Origin of the sequence: Halobellus inordinatus, from assembly GCF_024498335.1 — an archaeon.
In the GTDB taxonomy this organism is placed as follows: domain Archaea; phylum Halobacteriota; class Halobacteria; order Halobacteriales; family Haloferacaceae; genus Haloquadratum; species Haloquadratum inordinatus.
On record NZ_CP101825.1, the window covers coordinates 1,007,379 to 1,025,202 of the forward strand.

Sequence of the window (17,824 nt, forward strand, 5' to 3'; positions counted from 1 at the left end):
ACGAGGCCGCTGTGACGCCGGCGCTGCGGCCCGCGCCGATCGCGTGCGAACGATCACCGAACCGACGCCGACCCATCACGCTTTAGCGCCGTCGCTCGAAGCCACGACTATGGCTATCGGATTCATCGGCGGGAGCGGAATCTACGACGCGCTACCGCTGCGAGACACGCGGGAGGTCGACGTCGACACGCCGTTCGGGAAACCCTCGGCACCCCTGACGGTCGGTGAGTTCGGCGACACCGGCCGCGAAGTCGTGTTCGTGCCGCGACACGGCCCCGACCACCAGCGCTCGCCGACGACGCTGCCGTATCGAGCGAACGTCTTCGCGCTGAAGAAACTCGGCGTCACGCACGTCCTCGCCTCGAACGCGGTCGGGAGCCTCCGCGAGGACCTCCCACCGCAGACGCTCGTGGTCCCCGATCAGATCTACGACCGGACGAAACACCGCGACCTGACGTTCTTCGACGAGGACGTCGTCGTCCACCAACCGTTCGCCGATCCGTACTGTGGGGACCTCAACGAGATCCTCGCGGACGCCGCCGAATCGACGACCGACGCTGACGTCGTCCGCGGCGGCACCTACGTCTGCATCGAGGGACCGCAGTACTCCACGCGCGCCGAGAGCGAGTTCTACCGCGACCAGGGCTGGGACGTCATTGGGATGACGACCATCCCCGAGGCGAAACTCGCCCGCGAGGCCGAGATGGCCTACGCCACCGTCACCGGCGTCACCGACTACGACGTCTGGAAGGAAGACAGCGAGGTCACGCTGGACGAAGTGCTCGAAAACGCCGCGAAGAACGAGACGGCGATCAAAGAGACCGTCGAGGCGGCGATCGAGGCGATCCCCGAAGACCACGCCTGCGACTGCCACACGGCGCTCGACGGCACGATCAACACGCCCGACGACGCGATTCCGGACGCGACGAAAGACGACCTCGAACCGCTCATCGGCGCGTACGTCGAGTAAGTCCGGTCGTCTCGAACGACCCCGCCAGTTCCCGGGAGGTCACGAACGACTCGCCGGCTCCTGTGGGTCACGAACGACCTGACCCGCCAGCCGACGCGGACCGCGCCTCAATCGTCGTCCGCGGCGGGCGCGACGGCCTCGTCCGCTGTTTTTTCGCTTTCCGCGTCGGTGTCGCCGTCCGTCCTGGTGCCGGCTCCCGATCCGCTCACGTCCTCGTCGCCGTCGGCGTCCGGGTCCGCGAACTCCGCGTCGGGATTCCGAATCCAGAGGTCCCCGAAGAGGTCGTCCTGCTGGAGTCGGACGTCGCCGCGGTGCGAGAGAAAGAGCAGCGCGAGGTAGGACGTCACCGGCGTCTCGGCGGCGTCGGCGACTTCTTTGAACAGGACCTCCTCGCGGCCGTTGTCGTAGTGGACGTCGATGGACTCCTGGACGGCCGCGATCGACGTCTCGATGTCCTCGGTGTGGGCCGTGTCGGTCACGTCGGCCGCGGTCGGCTCGTCGGCCTCGCGGAACTCGTCGGCCGAGCGGTAATCGAGCGTTTGGGTCCCGCGGCGGTGGCCGTGCGGCGACTCGGAGGTGTCGTACTCGCGGCGGCGCTTCCACCACGACTGCCGCTCGGCCTCCCGCAGTTCGCGGACGAGTTCGTCGAGCGTCTCTGGCGATCCACGCGCCTGTTTGCGTTCGAGACGCCGGTCCATCTCCGCCTCCAGCGCGTCGACCGGATCGAACCCCGGTGCGCCCGCGCCGTCGCCCTCGCTGTCTGCGATCGGCCCGCCGCTCTCCAGTGCGGCCTCCCACGGCTCGATCTCGTCTTCGGGCTCCTCGTCGTCCGGTTCCAGCAGCGCGTCGCTCTTCATCCGCAGGAGGACGGCCGCATAAAACAGCGCCCGCCCCGAGGTCCGCAGATCGGTCTCGTCGAGGCGTTCGAGGAACGCGTCTGTCGCCTCGACGAGGTCGACGTCCCAGGGGTCGATTTCGCCCTCCTCGGCCAACTGGACGAGCAGTTCGACGGGCTCGACTTCGTCGTCGTCGACGTCGGCCGACGGGTCGCGCTCTGGGCCGCGGTCGGCGCGGAGGCCATCGGTGAGAGCGCCGGTTCCCGGAGCCGACCCCGCGGAGTCAGTCATCCGCCGGCACCTCCGCCTCCTCCTCGTCGCCGTCGTCGCTCAACTGAATCCCGGTGACGGCGCTGACGTTGTCGCCCTGCATCGTCACGCCGATGGCGCGCTCGGAGCGCTCCAGGAGCGCCGACCGGTGCGAGACGACGACGAACTGAGCGTCCGCCGAGAGGTCGTCGACCATCTCACCCACGCGCTCGGCGTTGGCGGCGTCGAGGAAGGCGTCGACCTCGTCGAGCGCGTAGAACGGCGCCGGATTGTGCCGCTGGATGGCGAAGATGAACGCCAGGGCGGTGAGAGACTTCTCGCCGCCGGACATCGCGTTCAGCCGCTGAATCGGCTTGTCGCCCGGCTGGGCTTTCATCGTCAATCCGCCCTCGAACGGATCTTCGGCGTCTTCGAGGTGGAGTTCGCCCGTCCCATCGGAGAGGCGCTCGAAGATCTCGGTGAAGTTCTCGTTGATCGCGTCGAACGCCCGCATAAACGTCTCTTTCTTCTGGGCCTCGAAGCGATCGATTCGCTCCTCGATGGCCTCGCGTTCGTCGACGAGGACGTCCCGGCGCTCCTGGAGGTCGTCGAGGTCCGCTTCGACGTCGTCGTACTCGTCGATCGCGAGCATATTCACCGGTTCGAGCGCCTCCATCGCAGATGAAAGCCGCTCGATCTCGGATTCGACCTCCTCGTGGTCCGGAATGTTCTCGGGGTCGTAGTCGCCGACTTCCCCCTCCAACTCGTCGATCTCCCACGACAACCGCTCGACGCTATCTTCGAGCGAGTCCAGTTTCGACTCGACGCGGTCGACGTCGTCGCGCTTCTCGTCGCGCTCGCTCTTTGCTTCCCGAAGCGTCGCCTGCAAGTCCGAGCGATCCGATTTGAGCTCTTTGAGCTCTTCTTCGAGCGCCTCGACGGCCTCGCGCTTCGCCTCGAGCGCCTCCTCGCGGTCTTCGATTCCGGCCTCTTTCTCGCGGATGACGTCGCGGGCGTCGGCCTTCCGCTCTTGGGCGTTCTCGATCGTCTCTTCGAGGTCTGCGACGGCGTCTTCGGCGTACTCCTTCTCTAACTGGAGTTCGTTGAGCCGGCCGTCGAGGTCGTCCATTCGCTCTTCTTTCTCGTCGATGGACGCGCGGATCTCGTCGGCTTCGGCCGTGAGTTCGGGGATCTTCGAGTCTTCGAGTTCGGATTCGAGGTCGTCGATCTCGGCTTCGACGTCGGCGATTTCGGATTCGAGGTCGTCGATCTCTGCGTCGATCGTCCGCATCTCCTCGTCGACCTCGGCGCGCTTCTCGCGGAGGCGTTCGATCTCGGCTTCGAGGTCGTCGATCTCACGTTCGGCCTCCTCGACGTCGGCTTCGGCGCCCTCGATCTCGGACTCGATCGAGCGGACGCGTTCGCGGGCGTCGGCCGCCCGGCTCCGGGCGTCCTCGATGTCTTCGTCGAGTTCGCGGATCTCCGCTTGTAGGCTCCGACGCCGGTCTTCTAACTCCTCGATCTCTTCTGCGAGCCGTTCGAGCCGGCCGCTGCCGGACTTCGAGAAGGAGTAGCGCGAGCCACCGCCGGACCCGCCGGTCATCGCGCCGGAGCGCTCGACGAGGTCGCCGTCGAGCGTCACCATCCGGTAGTCGCCCATCAGGTCGCGGGCGGTCTGCATATCCTCGACGACGAGCGTCGAGCCCAGCACGTACGAGAAGACGGACTCGTACTCGGCGTCGTAGTCGACGAGGTTGCGGGCGAAGTCGACGACGCCGGGGTGATCCGGGAGTCGCGGCAGCCCCCGGTCGTCCATCTTCGTGATCGGCAGGAACGTCGCCCGGCCGGCGTTTCGGGACTTGAGGTAGTCGATGCCGTCAGAGCCGACCCCGTCGTCGTCGACGACGACGTGCGCGAGGCGGCCGCCGGCGGCCGTCTCACAGGCGGTCGCGTACTCGCCGTCGACGGCGCCTAATTGGCCGACGGTGCCGTGGATACCCGACATCCCGGCGTTGAGGATCGTCGTGACCGCGCGCGGCCAGGAGTTGTCGCCGTCGTCGCCCGCGCGGGCCTCAAGCGTGGCGTACTCCGATTGCTTCGATTGGATCTCCTCGACGACGTCGTCGAGGTCGTCTTTCAGTTCTGCCTTCTCCGCCTGGAGGTCGTCGACGACGCCCTCGATCTTCGATTCGTTCTTCTCGGCCTTGTCGAGTTCCGAGTAGAGGTCCGACACCTCGGCTTTCAGATCGGGCAGCGTCTCGCGGAGGTCCTCGATCTCCGCTTCGGTCTCGGAGATTTCGGTCGCCCGTCGTCGCGTGTCGTCGAGGAGGCGATCCTTCTCGCGCTGGCGGTCGTTCTGCTCCGTTTTCAGCTCTTCGAGCCGGGCTTTCTTCTCGGCGAGATCGGATTTCAGCTCGTCGTACTCGGTGTCGACGTCGTCGATTTCGGCCTGGACTTCGGCCAGGTCCGTCTCCAGCGAGCCGATGTCGGACTTCACGGAGGCCTTCTCGACTTTGACAGAGCGGATCTCCGCGTCGAGTTCGTCGATCTCCTCCTGCTTGCGGTCGAGTTGGACGAACGCGTTCCGCCGCTCGCTCTCGGCGTCGTCGATTCGCTCTTCGGCGGCCTCGATGGCGTTCTCCAGCCGGTCGATCTCGCCTTTGACCTCCTCGATCTCGGATTTGATCCGGAGCTGTTCGTCCTCGCCCTTCCGTTCGATCTCCCGCGTGAGCGCTTCGAGTTCGTCCTCCAGCCGCGAGACGCGACCCTGCCGGCGGTCGAGTTCCTCGCGGTGCGATTCGAGCTTCGATTCGGTTCTCTCGGCTCGCTCCCGGGTCGCTTCGAGGTCCTCGCGCTTGTCTTCGAGTTCGGCGGCCTTCTGATAGCCCTCGTACTCCTCGCGCTCCTCGCGGAGCGACTGGTATTCCAGCGCCGTCTCGCGCTCGTCTTCGAGCTGGTCGAGCCGGGTCTCTTTCTCCTCGATCCGGAGGTCGGCCTCCTCGATCCGATCTTCGACGGCGTCGAGTTCCTCGAAGGCGTCCTCCTTCTTGGCGTCGAACTCGGCGACGCCGGCGATCTCGTCGATGATGCCCCGGCGCTGGTGGGGTGTCATATTGATGATCTCCGTGACGTCACCCTGCATCACCACGTTGTAGCCCTCGGGCGTGATGCCCGCCTGCGCGAGGAGGTCCTGGATGTCCGAGAGGTTGCACGAGCGGCCGTTGAGGTAGTAATACGAGTAGTAGTTGTCCTCTGTCTCTTTCACGCGGCGCTTGACGCGGATCTCGGAGACGTCGCCGACGTCGTCGCTGCCCGCGGCGTTGACGACTTGCGAACGCTCCAGCGTGCCGTCCGCGTTGTCGAGGACGACCGTGACGGTGGCCTCTTTGGGTCCGCCCCCGCCGCCGTCGCTGTCGTCGGCGTGACCGGGGTTGTAGATGAGATCAGTCAGCTTCTCGGCGCGGATGCCGCGCGTCCGGGCTAACCCGAGCGCGAACAGTACGCCGTCGATGATGTTCGACTTACCGGAGCCGTTCGGCCCCGTAACGACTGTGAAGTCCTCGTAGAACGGGATACGCGTGGTCCGCCCGAAGCTCTTGAAGCCGTCGAGGACGAGCTCTTTGATGTGCATAGGTTGCTCGTAGCGGGCGGAGCGCCCGATTATGCGACGATGATGTCGTCGTCTTCGGTCGCCGCCTCGTCGTCACCCTCGGTTTCGTTCGTCTTAGTATCGTCGTCCTTCGATTCGACCTCGCTCGGGATGTGGTCGTCCGCGTCGGCGTCGATGAAGTCCGCGTCGTCGGACTGCTGTGCGGACGTTTCGCGGCGCGACTCCGCCTGCGCCGGCGACTCCTGGTGTGGGTCCATCGGGTCTTCCGCGGTGTTCGCCTCGGCGTCGGATTCGGCGGCCGCCTCGGGTTCGGACTGGGCGTCCGACGCCGATTCGGGCTCCGATGCCGATTCGGGCTCCGACGCGACGACGTTGTCGTGCCCGACCGGACGGGTCCCGGCCGCGAGGTCGACTTCGACCTCCTCTTCGAGGAGCCGAACGCGCTCTTTCGTCTCGACGAGCTCTTCGGTCAGCCCGTTGACGGCGGCCTGTAGCTCCGCGACCTTCGACTCGAGCTCCTCCACACGGTTGCTCATAGGGTAGATAGCCCGTCTCCGGCCACATAAACGTACGTCAGACACCTACCCAGGAAGTGATAGTTGACGTGAATATCCGATTCGACGGACGCCGGTAGCACCGGCTGCGACGGGACGCCGAACCTCTCACCGGAGATGCCGATCGAAGAACGCTTCGGTCCAGCCGAGCGTGAACGGCCGCTGCGTCTCGTGGACGCCGTGGCCGGCGTCGGCCGCGACCACGCACTCGGCGGTGACGTCGCTCTCTTCCAGCATATCGTGGAACAGTTCCGAGGCCATCGCCGGAACGACGTCGTCGTCCTCGCCGTGGAGGAGCAAAATTGGGGGCACGTCGGCCGCGGCGTCCGTCTGTGAGGTGTCCCGCGCTCCCGGCTGTCCGTTACCGCCCAGATACGTCGACGGCGACGCTCGCTCCCAGGCGTCCGGTGCCGACTCGCGGTCACCGCCCAGCAGCGCCACGAGACCGTCGGTTTCGGGCTGGTGTTCCAGTGCGTACGTGCCGGCGACGCCGACGACTGCGGCGAGCCCGTCGTGTGCGCTGGATGCGGCCGCGGCGTCGATCGGAACACCGGCGAACGCCGATTCGTGGGGCGCAAACGACGCCTCTCCGGCCGTCACCGCGGCGAGGACGGCGAGGTGTGCGCCCGTGCCGTGGCCGAACGCGCCGACGCGGTCCGGGTCGACGCCGACGTCGTCCGCGGCGCGAAGCCACCGGATCGCGGCCTTCAGATCCCGAATCTGGGCGGGGAAGCTCGCGACGTCGCTGCCGCGATACGCCGGGACGACGCAGACGTAGCCGCGCTCGGCCAGATCGAGCGCGTACCGCGCCAGTTCGCCGCTGTCGGGGGCGCGACCGCGACTGCCGGGAACGAGGACGACGGCGGCGCGGCGGGCAGCGTCGGCTGTCCCGACCCCGGCCGTCGCCGGGCGATAGAGATCGAGATGGAGGGGGCTGCCGTCAGGGGCCGCGAAGGTGACCCCGCGGCGAACGTCGATCCTGGCAGCGTCGGCCAGCGAGTCGCTCATCGGGCGTGCCGTCGATGGGACCGAGGGAATAGGTTACGGAAGCGCGAGGAAGACGTCGAATAGCGCCGTGTCCCCTCCGTCACGCACGAACCCCCGTCTCGGCCCACTGCCGGGCCAGGAGGAACAGCCCCGCCGAGAGGACGCTGATGAGTGCCATCCCGAGGAACACGGGGATGTACGTCCCGTACAGGTCGAACGAGAGGTTCGCGAGATAAGGGCCGAGCGCACCCGCGAAGGCTGAGGAGACGGACGCGACACCGAACAGTCCGTTCAGATTCTCCGCACCGAAGAGGTCTGCCATCACCGGCGTCATCAGCGCCCCGAGTCCGGCGTATCCGAACCCGAACAGCGCCGACATAGCGAGCACCACTCCCGCGTCGTGTATCTGCGTGATCGGAACCGTCAGCACCCCGATCACGACCGCGTTGCCGGCGAGGACGTGCGTCGTGTCCAACCGGTCGGCGAGGTAGCCGGTGACGAACTTCCCGATGGTGTTGGTCGCTCCGATCACGCTGATTGCGAAGACGCCGGCCTGTGCTCCGATATCGACCGACCGGGCGAACTCGACGAAGTTGACCGTCAGCGACAACGGCACGAGATACGATCCGAGAAACGCCAGGAAGAACACGGCGAACGACGGCGACAGCACGATAGACCGGACGTCACGCAACTGTTCACGGGCGGAGGGGTAAGACCGGTCGTCGGCAGTCGTCACGAACTCCGCGGAGGCGTCGATACCGAGTCGTTCCGGTCGGTCGGCAATCAGGACCGTCGCAACTGCGAGGGCGACGCTCACTAACAACGCCAGCGCGAAGTACGCGCGCTGCCAGCCCAGCGCTTCGATCAACAGACGAGCGAACGGTGGCATCGCCATCATCCCGACCCCGGCACCCGCGGTCGCGATCCCTGTGGCGATGCCCCGTCGCCGCTCGAACCAGAACACCGGTGTCACGTATGCGATGACCATCACGATGCTGAATCCGATGCCGACTGCGATCCCATAACACACCAGCACGCCCAGGAAACTGGAGAAGATGCTCGTCCCGAACAGGCCGCCGACGATCAGCACAGACCCGAGCGCGAACAGTCGGCGGACGTCGTACCGGTCGATGGTGAACCCGAACACCGCCGCGCCGACGTACATCATCACCGACTGCAGAGAGAAAATAAGAGACGTGTTAGCGTGCGACATTCCGAACGCGGTGACGAGGTGGCCGAAAAAGACGCTGAACGAGTACAGGAGCCCGTAGATCAGCAGCCCGCCGAGAAAGCACGAGGCAACGACGAACCAACCGTAGTAGAGATCCAGCCCGGCCAACAGCCGCCGGACGTCGATGAACTGACCGACCCGCGTCGAACGCGGCGGTGAGTTTGGGCCCACAGTTCCAATCGAGCGTTATTGATCGTCCGGCGAAAAAACTCCCGGTGGTATGGGCGCTAGCGGACAGTGGTCAGGGTGCTTTCGGTGCCCACCTATCCGACCGTCCCGTTAGCCTTTAGCCCCGCTACGTCGAATCACGCGTCAATGACCGCGAAGGCGCTCTCCCAGCGCGATCTCGCCACCGTCATCGGGTTGGAGGTCCACGTCCAACTCGAGACGGACACGAAGATCTTCTGTGGGTGTTCGACCGAACCGGCGGACGACGAAGAGCCCAACAGCCGTACCTGCCCGATCTGTCTCGGCCTGCCGGGTGCGTTGCCCGTCCTGAACGAAGGGGCCGTCGAGGCCGCCGTGAAGGTCGGCAAGGCGCTCGACGCCGACGTCGCCGAACACACCCGGTTCCACCGGAAGAACTACTACTACCCCGACCTGCCGAAGAACTTCCAGATCACGCAGTACGACGCCCCGATCTGCGCCGACGGCACCCTCGAAGTCTCCGTTGAGGGCGAGCGCCGCGAGATCGGCATCGAACGCGCCCACCTCGAAGAAGACCCGGGCAGCCTCCAGCACAAGGGCGGCAGCATCGACACCGCAGACTACACGCTCGTCGACTACAACCGCGCCGGCACGCCGCTGATGGAGATCGTCACCCGCCCCGACTTCCGCAGTCCTCAGGAGACCCGCGCGTTCCTCGCGAAACTCGAAGAGGTCCTCGAATACCTCAGCGTCTTCGACTCTACGCGCGACGGGTCGCTCCGCGTCGACGCCAACATCTCGCTCGTCCCGGCCGACGAGGTCGACGACGACGGCTCGATCAGCGTCGAGTCGCTGGAGGCGGCCAACCGGACCGAGGTGAAGAACATCTCCAGTCACAAGGGCGCAGAGCAGGCGCTCGCCTACGAGGTGACGCGGCAGAAGAACGCCGTCCAGCGCGGCCGCGCGGTCGAACAGGAGACGCGCCACTGGGACGAGTCACGCGGCATCACGGTCTCGATGCGCTCGAAGGAAGAAGAAAAGGACTACCGCTACTTCCGCGAGGCCGACCTGCCGCCGCTCGAAGTCTCCGACTGGAAAACGAAGATCGACATCCCCGAACTCCCCGACGCCCGCCGCGAGCGCTTCCGCGAGGAGTACGGCCTCGACGCCGAGTCGGCGGCGAAACTTACCTCGACGAAGGAGGTCGCAGACTTCTTCGAGGACGTCGCCTCCCAGTTCGACCCCGACTTGGCGGCGACGTGGGTCGCGGACAACTTACTGGGCGAACTCAACTACCGCGATATGGCGATCACCGACGTCGACGACCGCCTCGAGGAGTTCACGCGTCTCGTCGAACTCGTCGACGCCGACGAGATTACGACGAAGAACGCCGAGGAGATCGTCCTCCGGACGATGCTCGACGAGGGCGAGGACCCCGACACGGTCATCGAGGCGGAGGGCCTCGGCACGGCCGACGACGACGAGGTCGACGTCGCGGTCGCGGAAGCCATCGAGGAGAACCCCGACGCCGTCGAGGACTACCACGCCGGCGAGGGCGGCGCGATCAACTTCCTCGTGGGGCAAGTGATGCAGAAGACCGGCGGCAGCGCCGACCCCGGCGACGTGAACCAGAAGCTCCGCGAGCAACTCGACGAGTAACGACCTCGTCTCGATTCGAGGATCTGCGACGCCCGCCACACTGCGAGCTCCTGAAACAGCTGTTTCGCGCGCACGGGCGCGCTGTCCGCTGATTTTGCACGATTCGGCGCGAAAGCTTTAGGCCGGGCCCTCGCTTATCGCCGGGCAATGAGTCAGGGCCCGGAACTGATCATCACCGAGAAGGACAACGCCGCTCGGCGGATCGCCGACATCCTGAGCGGGGGGTCCGCCGAGGCCGACCGCCTCAACGGCGTGAACGTCTACAAGTGGGGCGGCAAGCGCTGTATCGGCCTCTCAGGCCACGTCGTCGGCGTCGACTTCCCGCCGGAGTACAACGACTGGCGGGACGTCGAGCCGGTCGAACTGATCGACGCACCGATCGACAAGCACCCGACCCAGGAGAACATCGTCGCGGCGCTTCGCCGTCTCGCCCGCCGCGCGGGTCGCGTCGTCATCGCGACCGACTACGACCGCGAGGGCGAACTTATCGGCAAGGAGGCCTACGAACTCGTCCGAGAGGTCAACGACGACGTCCCGGTCGACCGCGTCCGTTTCTCCTCGATCACGGAGAACGAGGTGACCGACGCCTTCGAGAACCCCGACGAACTCGACTTCGACCTCGCGGCCGCCGGCGAGGCCCGCCAGATCATCGACCTCGTGTGGGGGGCGGCGCTCACGCGCTTTCTCTCGCTGTCGGCGCGCCAGCTCGGTGACGACTTCATCTCTGTCGGCCGGGTGCAGGGGCCGACGCTGAAGCTCATCGTCGATCGCGAGCGCGAGATCGAGGCGTTCGATCCCGAAGACTACTGGGAACTGTTTGCGGACCTCGAAAAAGACGACGCCGACGAAGACGGCTCCTTCGAGGCGCAGTACTTCTACCTCGATGAGGACGGCAACGAAGCCGAGCGCGTCTGGGACGAAGACGCTGCGGACGCGGCCTACGAGACGCTCCGGTCGTCGTCGACGGCGTCGGTCGAGTCGGTCCGTCGGCGCACCCGGACCGACGATCCGCCAGCGCCGTTCAACACGACGCAGTTCATCCGCGCCGCGGGCTCGATCGGCTACTCTGCCCAGCGCGCGATGAGCATCGCCGAGGACCTCTACACCGCCGGCTATCTCACCTACCCGCGGACGGACAACACCGTCTACCCCGACGACCTCGACCCCCGAGAGCTCCTGGATTCGTTCGCCGGCACGCGGGACTTCGGCGACGACGCGAAATCGCTGCTCGACCAGGAGGAGATCGAACCGACCGCCGGCGACGAGGAGACGACAGATCACCCGCCGATCCACCCGACAGGCGAACTGCCCAGTCATTCTGAACTCACAGAAGACGAGTGGGAGGTCTACGAACTCGTGGTCCGGCGGTTCTTCGCGACCGTCGCCGAGGCGGCTACCTGGGAGCACCTCCGCGTCGTCGCGACCGTCGCCGGCGACGACGAGAGCCTCTCGCTGAAGGCCAACGGCAAGCGGCTCCTCGACCCGGGTTATCACGCGGTCTACCCGTACTCCAACGCCAGCGAGTCGTTCGTCCCCGACGTCGCCGAGGGCGAGGAACTGACCGTCACCGACACTCGCCTCGACGCAAAGCAGACCCAGCCGCCGCGGCGCTACGGCCAGTCGCGGCTCATCGAGACGATGGAACAGATGGGAATCGGGACGAAGGCGACCCGCCACGACGTCATCCAGAAGCTGTACGACCGCGGGTACATCGAGAGCGACCCGCCGCGACCGACGCGACTGGCTCGGTCGGTCGTCGAGGCCTCCGAGGAGTTCGCCGACCGCATCGTGAGCGAGGAGATGACGGCCCAATTGGAGGAAGATATGCAGGCCATCGCCCGCGGCGAGGCGACGCTCGACGAGGTGACAGACGAGTCCCGCGAGATTCTCGAATCGGTGTTCGAGGGGCTGATGGAGTCCGGCGAAGAAGTCGGAAAACACCTCCAGGAGTCGCTGAAGGCGGACAAGACCGTCGGCGAGTGCCCCGAGTGCGGCGGCGACCTCGTGATCCGAAAGAGCCGGCAGGGCTCGTACTTCATCGGGTGTGACTCCTATCCGGACTGCACCTACACGCTCCCGCTGCCTTCGACCGGCAAGCCGCTCATCTTAGAGGAGACCTGCGACGAACACGGCCTGCACCACATCAAGATGCTCGCGGGTCGCAAGACGTTCGTCCACGGCTGTCCGCTCTGTAAGGCCGAGGAGGCCGACGAGCAGGAGGATCTGGTGATCGGGCCGTGTCCCGAATGTGGTGAGAGCGCGGCGTCGGAGACGCCGCGAGACGAAGGCGACGACGCCGCCGCAGCGGGCGGCGAACTCGCGATCAAACGCCTCCGCTCGGGGTCACGGCTCGTCGGCTGTACGCGCTATCCCGATTGTGAGTACTCGCTTCCCTTACCGCGCCGCGGTGACATCGAGGTGACAGACGAGACCTGTGAGGAACACGACCTCCCGAAACTCCGGATCACCTACGACGACGACAGCGAACCGTGGGACCTCGGCTGTCCGATCTGCAACTATCGCGAGTACCAGGCCGAGCAGAGCGAGAGCGGTTCCGACCTCGAAAGCGTCAGCGGCATCGGCGAGAAGACCGCCGAGAAACTCAAAGACGCCGGCGTCGAGGACGTCGCCTCGCTCAAAGAGGTCGAACCGGACGCGCTGGCCGAAAAGGTCGACGGCGTCGGACCCGACACGGTGCGGAAGTGGCAGGCGAACGCCGACTGAGGCCCTGTTGCGGATCTGTCCTGGCTGACACGTCGTTGCGGATCTGTCCCGACTGAAAACGACTTCCGTGCGGCGTCCGTCGCCCCGAGTATGTGGAGACGCTCGGGGCCAGCTGTCGTCGCTCGAACGCGGACACAGAGCGGGGCCGTACGATGATCGGTGACACCGACGGGCGCGTGATCGCGCTCGGGCTCGCCCGGATGGCGGACGCGCTCGGCAACTCCTTTCTCATCATCGTGCTGCCGCTGTACATCGCGAGTGGCCAGGTATCGCTGGGCGGTCTCGTCGGCGGCGACCTCTTCGGCGTCGCCGTCGGCGAGGAGCTACTCATCGGGTTCGTCCTGTCGCTTTTCGGGTTCGTCAACAGTTTCGGGCAACCGTTCACCGGTCGTCTGTCCGATCGGTTGGGCAAGCGCAAGTCGTTCGTCCTCTTCGGCCTGGTGTTGTTCGCTATCGGGAGCGTCGCGTATCCGTTCTTGACCAACTACTGGGCGGTCCTCGTCGCCCGTGGATTCCAGGGGATCGGTGCCGCGTTCACGGTTCCGGCGACCGTCGCGCTCGTCAACGACTACGCCCGGTCGGACAGCGAACGCGGGGGTAACTTCGGCGTCTTCAACACGTTTCGGTTGATCGGTTTCGGCTTCGGTCCGATCGTCGCCGGCGTCGTCATCCGATTCGGCCCGTACCCGACTCCGTTCGGCCTGCTCTCGGGCTTCGACGCGGCGTTCGGCGTCGCCGTGGCCGGGGCCATCGTGAGCTTCCTGCTCGTCTACGCGGTGGTGGACGACCCGCCGACGCTCGACGCCGAGGCCGGCGACGACCTCTCGGTTCGGATTCTCGAACGGAGCGGGCCGGGACGGTTCGACTCGGTGTTCGTCCTCGGCGTCGCCACGTTCTTCATGGCGATGACGATCGCGCTGTTCGCGCCGCTGGAAGCGCCCATCCGCGCCCGCCTGAACGAGGGTACGTTCCTCTTCAGCGTCCAGTTCGCGGCCGTCGTCATCGCGAACGTCCTGCTCCAGATCCCGATCGGAAGCGCGAGCGACACCTACGGCCGTCGGCCTTTCCTGCTCGCCGGATTCGTGATCCTCGTCCCCGCCGTCTTCGCGCAGGGCGTCGTCTCGACGCCGCTGACGATGCTCGTCGCACGTCTCCTCCAGGGCGTCGCGGTCGCGCTGGTGTTCGCGCCGTCGCTCGCGCTCGCGGGCGACCTGGCACGCGAGGGACAATCGGGGAGCACCCTCTCGGTGCTGACGATGGCGTTCGGGCTCGGCGTCGCGGTCGGGCCGCTCACCGCCGGCTTCCTGTACAACGCCGGTCGGCTGTCGACGCCGTTCACCTTCGGTGCGGTCGCGGCGCTCGTCGCGCTCGTTCTCGTGTACACCCAGGTCCGCGAGTCGCTGCCGACCGACGCCGACAGCGGTGCCACGCCGCTCGGTGAGGACTAACCGGGCGCTATCCGCCAGCGATGTGGCTCGAATCGAACTGCGCGTCACCCCGCCAGCGACAAGCCCGGAGCGCACAGCGCGTGCACGCCATCTGCGCGCTCACACCGCGATTTCGGTCTCGTGGGCCGCGGTCGCGAGCGCGTCGCGAACGGTTTCGGCGGCGTCGAGCTCCTCGGCCTCCGCGACGTTCTCCATCAGAACCGTCTCCGAGGGGAACAGGTGCTCGCCGAGGACGAGGCCGTGATCGCGGGCGGTCGAGCCAGTCATCGTCAGGTAGACGCCGAGACCGACGTCCGCGATGGCCGCTTCCTCCTCGCGGTCGTCGTCGGGGTAGGCAAAGGAGATGCCGTCGAGCGGTCGCGTACCGAGGACGGCCTCGACGAGCCGTTCGTACCGCGGCGAGATGCACAGTTCGCCCTCGTAGCCGGCGACGAACTCGCGGTCGAGGTCGGCCCCCGGTGGCAGAATCTCCGGACGCGCCATCAGGGTGTGATAGACGGTGTCGCCGAGTCCCGAGACGACCCGAACGTCGGTGTTCATCGGGTCGATCCGGGCGTTGACGTCGGCTATCGAGCCGACGCCTTCGGGTTCGAGTTCGACGACCTCCTCTAAGACCAGATCCGCGCTGTCGAAGCCCAGGCCGAACTCGTGGGTGCGGAGCGCGCGGAAGGGCTCCTCGCGGCCGACGAACTGGACCGGGACGCCGCCGATGTCGACGGTGAGGCTGTCGAAGACGATCCGACGGGGCATCCCCTGGCGGTCGTCGCGGAGGAGCGTGTACTCGGGCTCGTAGTCGTCCTCGAGATCGGAGTACGTCGCGAGCCGCTGGTAGATGTCCGCGCCCGGCTGGGTATGGCCCTTCGTGACCGCTTTCTCGTGGCGGAGCGTCGAGATGATCTCGTCGGCCACGGTCTCGACGTCGGCCGCGCTGCCGGCGGCGCTTCGCTCGGCAACGTCGGCGACGCGTTCGAGAACGGCTTCGAGGGGTCGGCCCTTGCGGGGGACGGCGACGCGAATCGCCTCCGTCTCAGTCATTGTCGAACGCACGGGGTGGCGCGCTAAACAGATTGCGCTTCGCGGTTACGGCTCTCGGAGGGGATTCGACCCGCTCACTGACCGCCGGGGCCGAAGGCGTCGTTGAGGCGGTCGCGGAACGTCTGCAGTTCTTCGATGTCGCGTTCGATGGACTCGAAGCGATCGAGTTCGGCCGAGAGCGCGGACATATCGGCCCGAAGCTCGTCGATCTCGGCTTCGAGCGAGTCGCGAACGTCGACGACGTCGCCGTCGAGCGTCGCGATGTCCTCGCGGACGTCGCCCATCTCCTCGTCGAGCCGCGAGACGCGCGCCTCGGTCTCGTCTACGTCCATCGCGACGTCGTCGACGTCGGCTGCGACGCCCTCTAGATCGGACGACATCCCGTCTACGTCGGCCGCGAGTCCGTCGACGTCCGCCGCGACCTCACCCATCTCGGCGGCTACTTCGTCGACGTCGGCTGCGACGTCGTCTACGTCGGCTGCCACGGTATCGACGTCGCTCGCAACGTCGTCGACGCCCACCTCGACGTCCGCGACACGGTCTGCGGTCGCGTCGAGTCGCTCTTCGAGCCCGTCGGCCCGCTCACGAAGGTCCTCGAGGCCGGCTGCGGCAGCCGAGGCGGTCTCGTCGACCTCGTCGAGTCGTTGCGTCGTCTCCGCGATTCGCCCGTCGTTCGCGTCGACGTCCTCGTGGAGGCTCGACACGTCCGCGCGAATCTCCTCGCGGTCCGTTTCGGCGGCGTCGAGCGAGGCCTGCAGATCGTCGAGTTCCGCGGTGATCTCGTTCAGTTCCGTGTCGAGACGTTCGACCAGTTCCGCGCCGGTGCCTTCCTCGTCGATGAACTCCGCGAGCGCGTCGGCGTAGGCGTTGAGCTCCTCCATCTGCGCCTGTACGCGCCGGAGGCGAACGTCCGCGCTCCGTGGCAGCCCGACGTCGAGTTCGCCGCGGAGCGTATCGAGATCGGACTCGGAGACTTCCCCGGCACGGATTTCCTCGGCGAGCGTCGCCGCCAGGCCCCCGGACGCTGCGGTTCCGGCTTCCGCAGCGGCGGACGCCGACTGAGAATCGGCTGACTGCGTCGATGCTGGCTCGGCGCTTACGTCGGTGCCGGACTCGGCGCTCGCATCGGTCCCGGACTCGTCGGCTGCGGCGGTCACTGCGACGTCAGAAGCGTTCACACCCGGCTCGTCGACGTGTTCTTCGACGTGTTCGTCGATGTCGAGATAGTCGTCTGCGTCACTCTCTCCGGACGCCGTTGTTTCGGGTGCCTCGTCGGCCGCGTCGACGTCGGCATCTTCTTCGCCCTCTGCATCCGACTCCACCGGCTCCGCACTCTCCTCGTCGGTCTCGTCTGATTCCACTGGCGTACTCTCGCCGTCGTCTCGCTGGCGTAGTGCGGGCGTGAGATCAGTCGCTATCTCGCGCGGGATGGCTCCGGGCCCCGCGGCCACGTCCGATGCGTCCGCCAGGCTGGCGGTCGCCTCCGACTCCGCTGCCGCCGTTCCCGCACCGCTCTCTGCCGTGGCGTCGCCTGCGTCGACTTCTCCCGCGACGCCGTCCGCGTCTCCTGCCTCCACTTCTCCCTCGATGCCGTCCGCGTCTCCTTCTGCTGTGTCGCCTGTGGGGTCTTCTACTGCGGCGTCGTCGGTGACGCTCTCGGCTGTCGCCTCCGCACTGGCCTCCGCGCCGAGTCCCGGGTCGTCCGAACGCGCGTCGTCGGCGTCCACCGCTGCGGACGATTCGACGGCGTCCGGCACCGGATCCTGTTCGGGCTCTGATTCGTGTCCGACCGGCTGCTCGTGTCCGATGTCTCCGTTGGGCTCGCTTTCGGTCGCAAGCCGTCCGTTGCCCTGCAGGGCGTCGCGGACGAGTTGGCTCCGGTCCGCGCCGAGGATGTCTTCGACCTCGGCGCCGGTCTGGTCGTCGCTGGATTCTTCGGGTGCGGGCGGGCGTTCGAGAATCGGCTCGCCGAGGAATCCCTCGACGTCCGAGACCTGTTCGAGACGGATCCCGTACACCGTCGTGGTCTCCTCACCGGGGTCGAGGGTCCGCTCGTACTCGACGCGGTGGTCCTTGTAGGCGGTCCAGTTGTCGCTCTCGTAGTCCGGATGGAAGCCGACCCCTTCCATCGGGAAGTCCTCGGGGATCTGATCGACGAGCCGGACGTGTACGGGCTCGTCGCTCTCGGAGTCGAGCCGGAACTTGATCGCCGGAACCGGGAACTCGTCGCCGGCGAACGACTTCTCTACGCGCACGTCGTCGTCTGACACGGCGGTCGTTCTATCGGCGTCGGACTCGTGGCTCATAGACCACCTTACCGAAACTGCTCACATAAAACAACCGGGCAAAATACCGTTCCTGATAGCGTCGGCCG

Annotated in this window: 11 protein-coding genes; 4 read left to right on the top strand and 7 right to left on the bottom strand. The window is 66.7% G+C overall.

Features of this window, described 5'->3' with window-relative positions:
- Positions 1-109 precede the first annotated feature (109 nt).
- The gene (mtnP, locus tag NO362_RS05210; protein ID WP_256546373.1) at positions 110-970 is read left to right on the top strand and encodes an S-methyl-5'-thioadenosine phosphorylase; all 861 of its coding nucleotides are present in this window, start codon (positions 110-112) and stop codon (positions 968-970) included.
- 107 nt (positions 971-1,077) lie between these two features.
- On the opposite strand, the gene NO362_RS05215 is transcribed toward mtnP, so the two are convergent.
- The 5 genes from NO362_RS05215 to NO362_RS05235 all read right to left on the bottom strand — a co-directional run bounded on the left by NO362_RS05215 (position 1,078) and on the right by NO362_RS05235 (position 8,608).
- Positions 1,078-2,097: a segregation and condensation protein A gene (locus NO362_RS05215; RefSeq protein ID WP_256546374.1), complete on the bottom strand. Its 1,020-nt coding sequence runs from the start codon at positions 2,095-2,097 to the stop codon at positions 1,078-1,080.
- The gene (gene smc, locus NO362_RS05220; protein WP_256546375.1) at positions 2,090-5,686 is read right to left on the bottom strand and encodes a chromosome segregation protein SMC; all 3,597 of its coding nucleotides are present in this window, start codon (positions 5,684-5,686) and stop codon (positions 2,090-2,092) included. The genes NO362_RS05215 and smc overlap by 8 nt, the downstream gene beginning before the upstream one ends.
- A 29-nt stretch (positions 5,687-5,715) precedes the next feature.
- Positions 5,716-6,201, bottom strand: coding sequence for a DUF7518 family protein (locus tag NO362_RS05225; protein WP_256287767.1), 486 nt, complete (start codon positions 6,199-6,201; stop codon positions 5,716-5,718).
- A gap of 126 nt (positions 6,202-6,327) precedes the next feature.
- Positions 6,328-7,227: an alpha/beta hydrolase gene (locus NO362_RS05230; RefSeq protein WP_256546376.1), complete on the bottom strand. Its 900-nt coding sequence runs from the start codon at positions 7,225-7,227 to the stop codon at positions 6,328-6,330.
- Between the two features lie 79 nt (positions 7,228-7,306).
- On the bottom strand, positions 7,307-8,608 hold the full coding sequence (locus NO362_RS05235) for an MFS transporter (protein WP_256546377.1): 1,302 nt from the start codon (positions 8,606-8,608) through the stop codon (positions 7,307-7,309).
- 144 nt (positions 8,609-8,752) lie between these two features.
- On the opposite strand from NO362_RS05235, the gene gatB reads away from it, so the two are divergent.
- From gatB to NO362_RS05250, 3 genes are all read left to right on the top strand, one after another.
- Positions 8,753-10,243, top strand: coding sequence for an Asp-tRNA(Asn)/Glu-tRNA(Gln) amidotransferase subunit GatB (gatB, locus tag NO362_RS05240; protein WP_256546378.1), 1,491 nt, complete (start codon positions 8,753-8,755; stop codon positions 10,241-10,243).
- Between the two features lie 147 nt (positions 10,244-10,390).
- On the top strand, positions 10,391-12,967 hold the full coding sequence (locus NO362_RS05245) for a DNA topoisomerase I (protein WP_256546379.1): 2,577 nt from the start codon (positions 10,391-10,393) through the stop codon (positions 12,965-12,967).
- Positions 12,968-13,119: 152 nt separating this feature from the next.
- Positions 13,120-14,415, top strand: a complete 1,296-nt coding sequence (locus tag NO362_RS05250) for an MFS transporter (RefSeq protein WP_256546380.1) — start codon at positions 13,120-13,122, stop codon at positions 14,413-14,415.
- Between the two features lie 99 nt (positions 14,416-14,514).
- On the opposite strand, the gene NO362_RS05255 is transcribed toward NO362_RS05250, so the two are convergent.
- Together NO362_RS05255 and NO362_RS05260 are read right to left on the bottom strand one after the other, a co-directional pair.
- On the bottom strand, positions 14,515-15,450 hold the full coding sequence (locus NO362_RS05255) for a phosphoribosyltransferase HisG-related protein (RefSeq protein ID WP_256546381.1): 936 nt from the start codon (positions 15,448-15,450) through the stop codon (positions 14,515-14,517).
- A 74-nt stretch (positions 15,451-15,524) separates the two neighbouring features.
- The gene (locus NO362_RS05260; protein WP_256546382.1) at positions 15,525-17,756 is read right to left on the bottom strand and encodes a coiled-coil domain-containing protein; all 2,232 of its coding nucleotides are present in this window, start codon (positions 17,754-17,756) and stop codon (positions 15,525-15,527) included.
- Positions 17,757-17,824: the final 68 nt, after the last annotated feature.

Coding starts and splice junctions, on each gene's coding strand:
- NO362_RS05245 (WP_256546379.1), top strand. CDS start 10,391: ATGAGTCAGGGCCCGGAACTGATCATCACCGAGAAGGACAACGCCGCT.
- NO362_RS05260 (WP_256546382.1), bottom strand. CDS start 17,756: ATGAGCCACGAGTCCGACGCCGATAGAACGACCGCCGTGTCAGACGAC.
- NO362_RS05215 (WP_256546374.1), bottom strand. CDS start 2,097: ATGACTGACTCCGCGGGGTCGGCTCCGGGAACCGGCGCTCTCACCGAT.
- smc (WP_256546375.1), bottom strand. CDS start 5,686: ATGCACATCAAAGAGCTCGTCCTCGACGGCTTCAAGAGCTTCGGGCGG.
- NO362_RS05255 (WP_256546381.1), bottom strand. CDS start 15,450: ATGACTGAGACGGAGGCGATTCGCGTCGCCGTCCCCCGCAAGGGCCGA.
- mtnP (WP_256546373.1), top strand. CDS start 110: ATGGCTATCGGATTCATCGGCGGGAGCGGAATCTACGACGCGCTACCG.
- gatB (WP_256546378.1), top strand. CDS start 8,753: ATGACCGCGAAGGCGCTCTCCCAGCGCGATCTCGCCACCGTCATCGGG.
- NO362_RS05225 (WP_256287767.1), bottom strand. CDS start 6,201: ATGAGCAACCGTGTGGAGGAGCTCGAGTCGAAGGTCGCGGAGCTACAG.
- NO362_RS05250 (WP_256546380.1), top strand. CDS start 13,120: ATGATCGGTGACACCGACGGGCGCGTGATCGCGCTCGGGCTCGCCCGG.
- NO362_RS05230 (WP_256546376.1), bottom strand. CDS start 7,227: ATGAGCGACTCGCTGGCCGACGCTGCCAGGATCGACGTTCGCCGCGGG.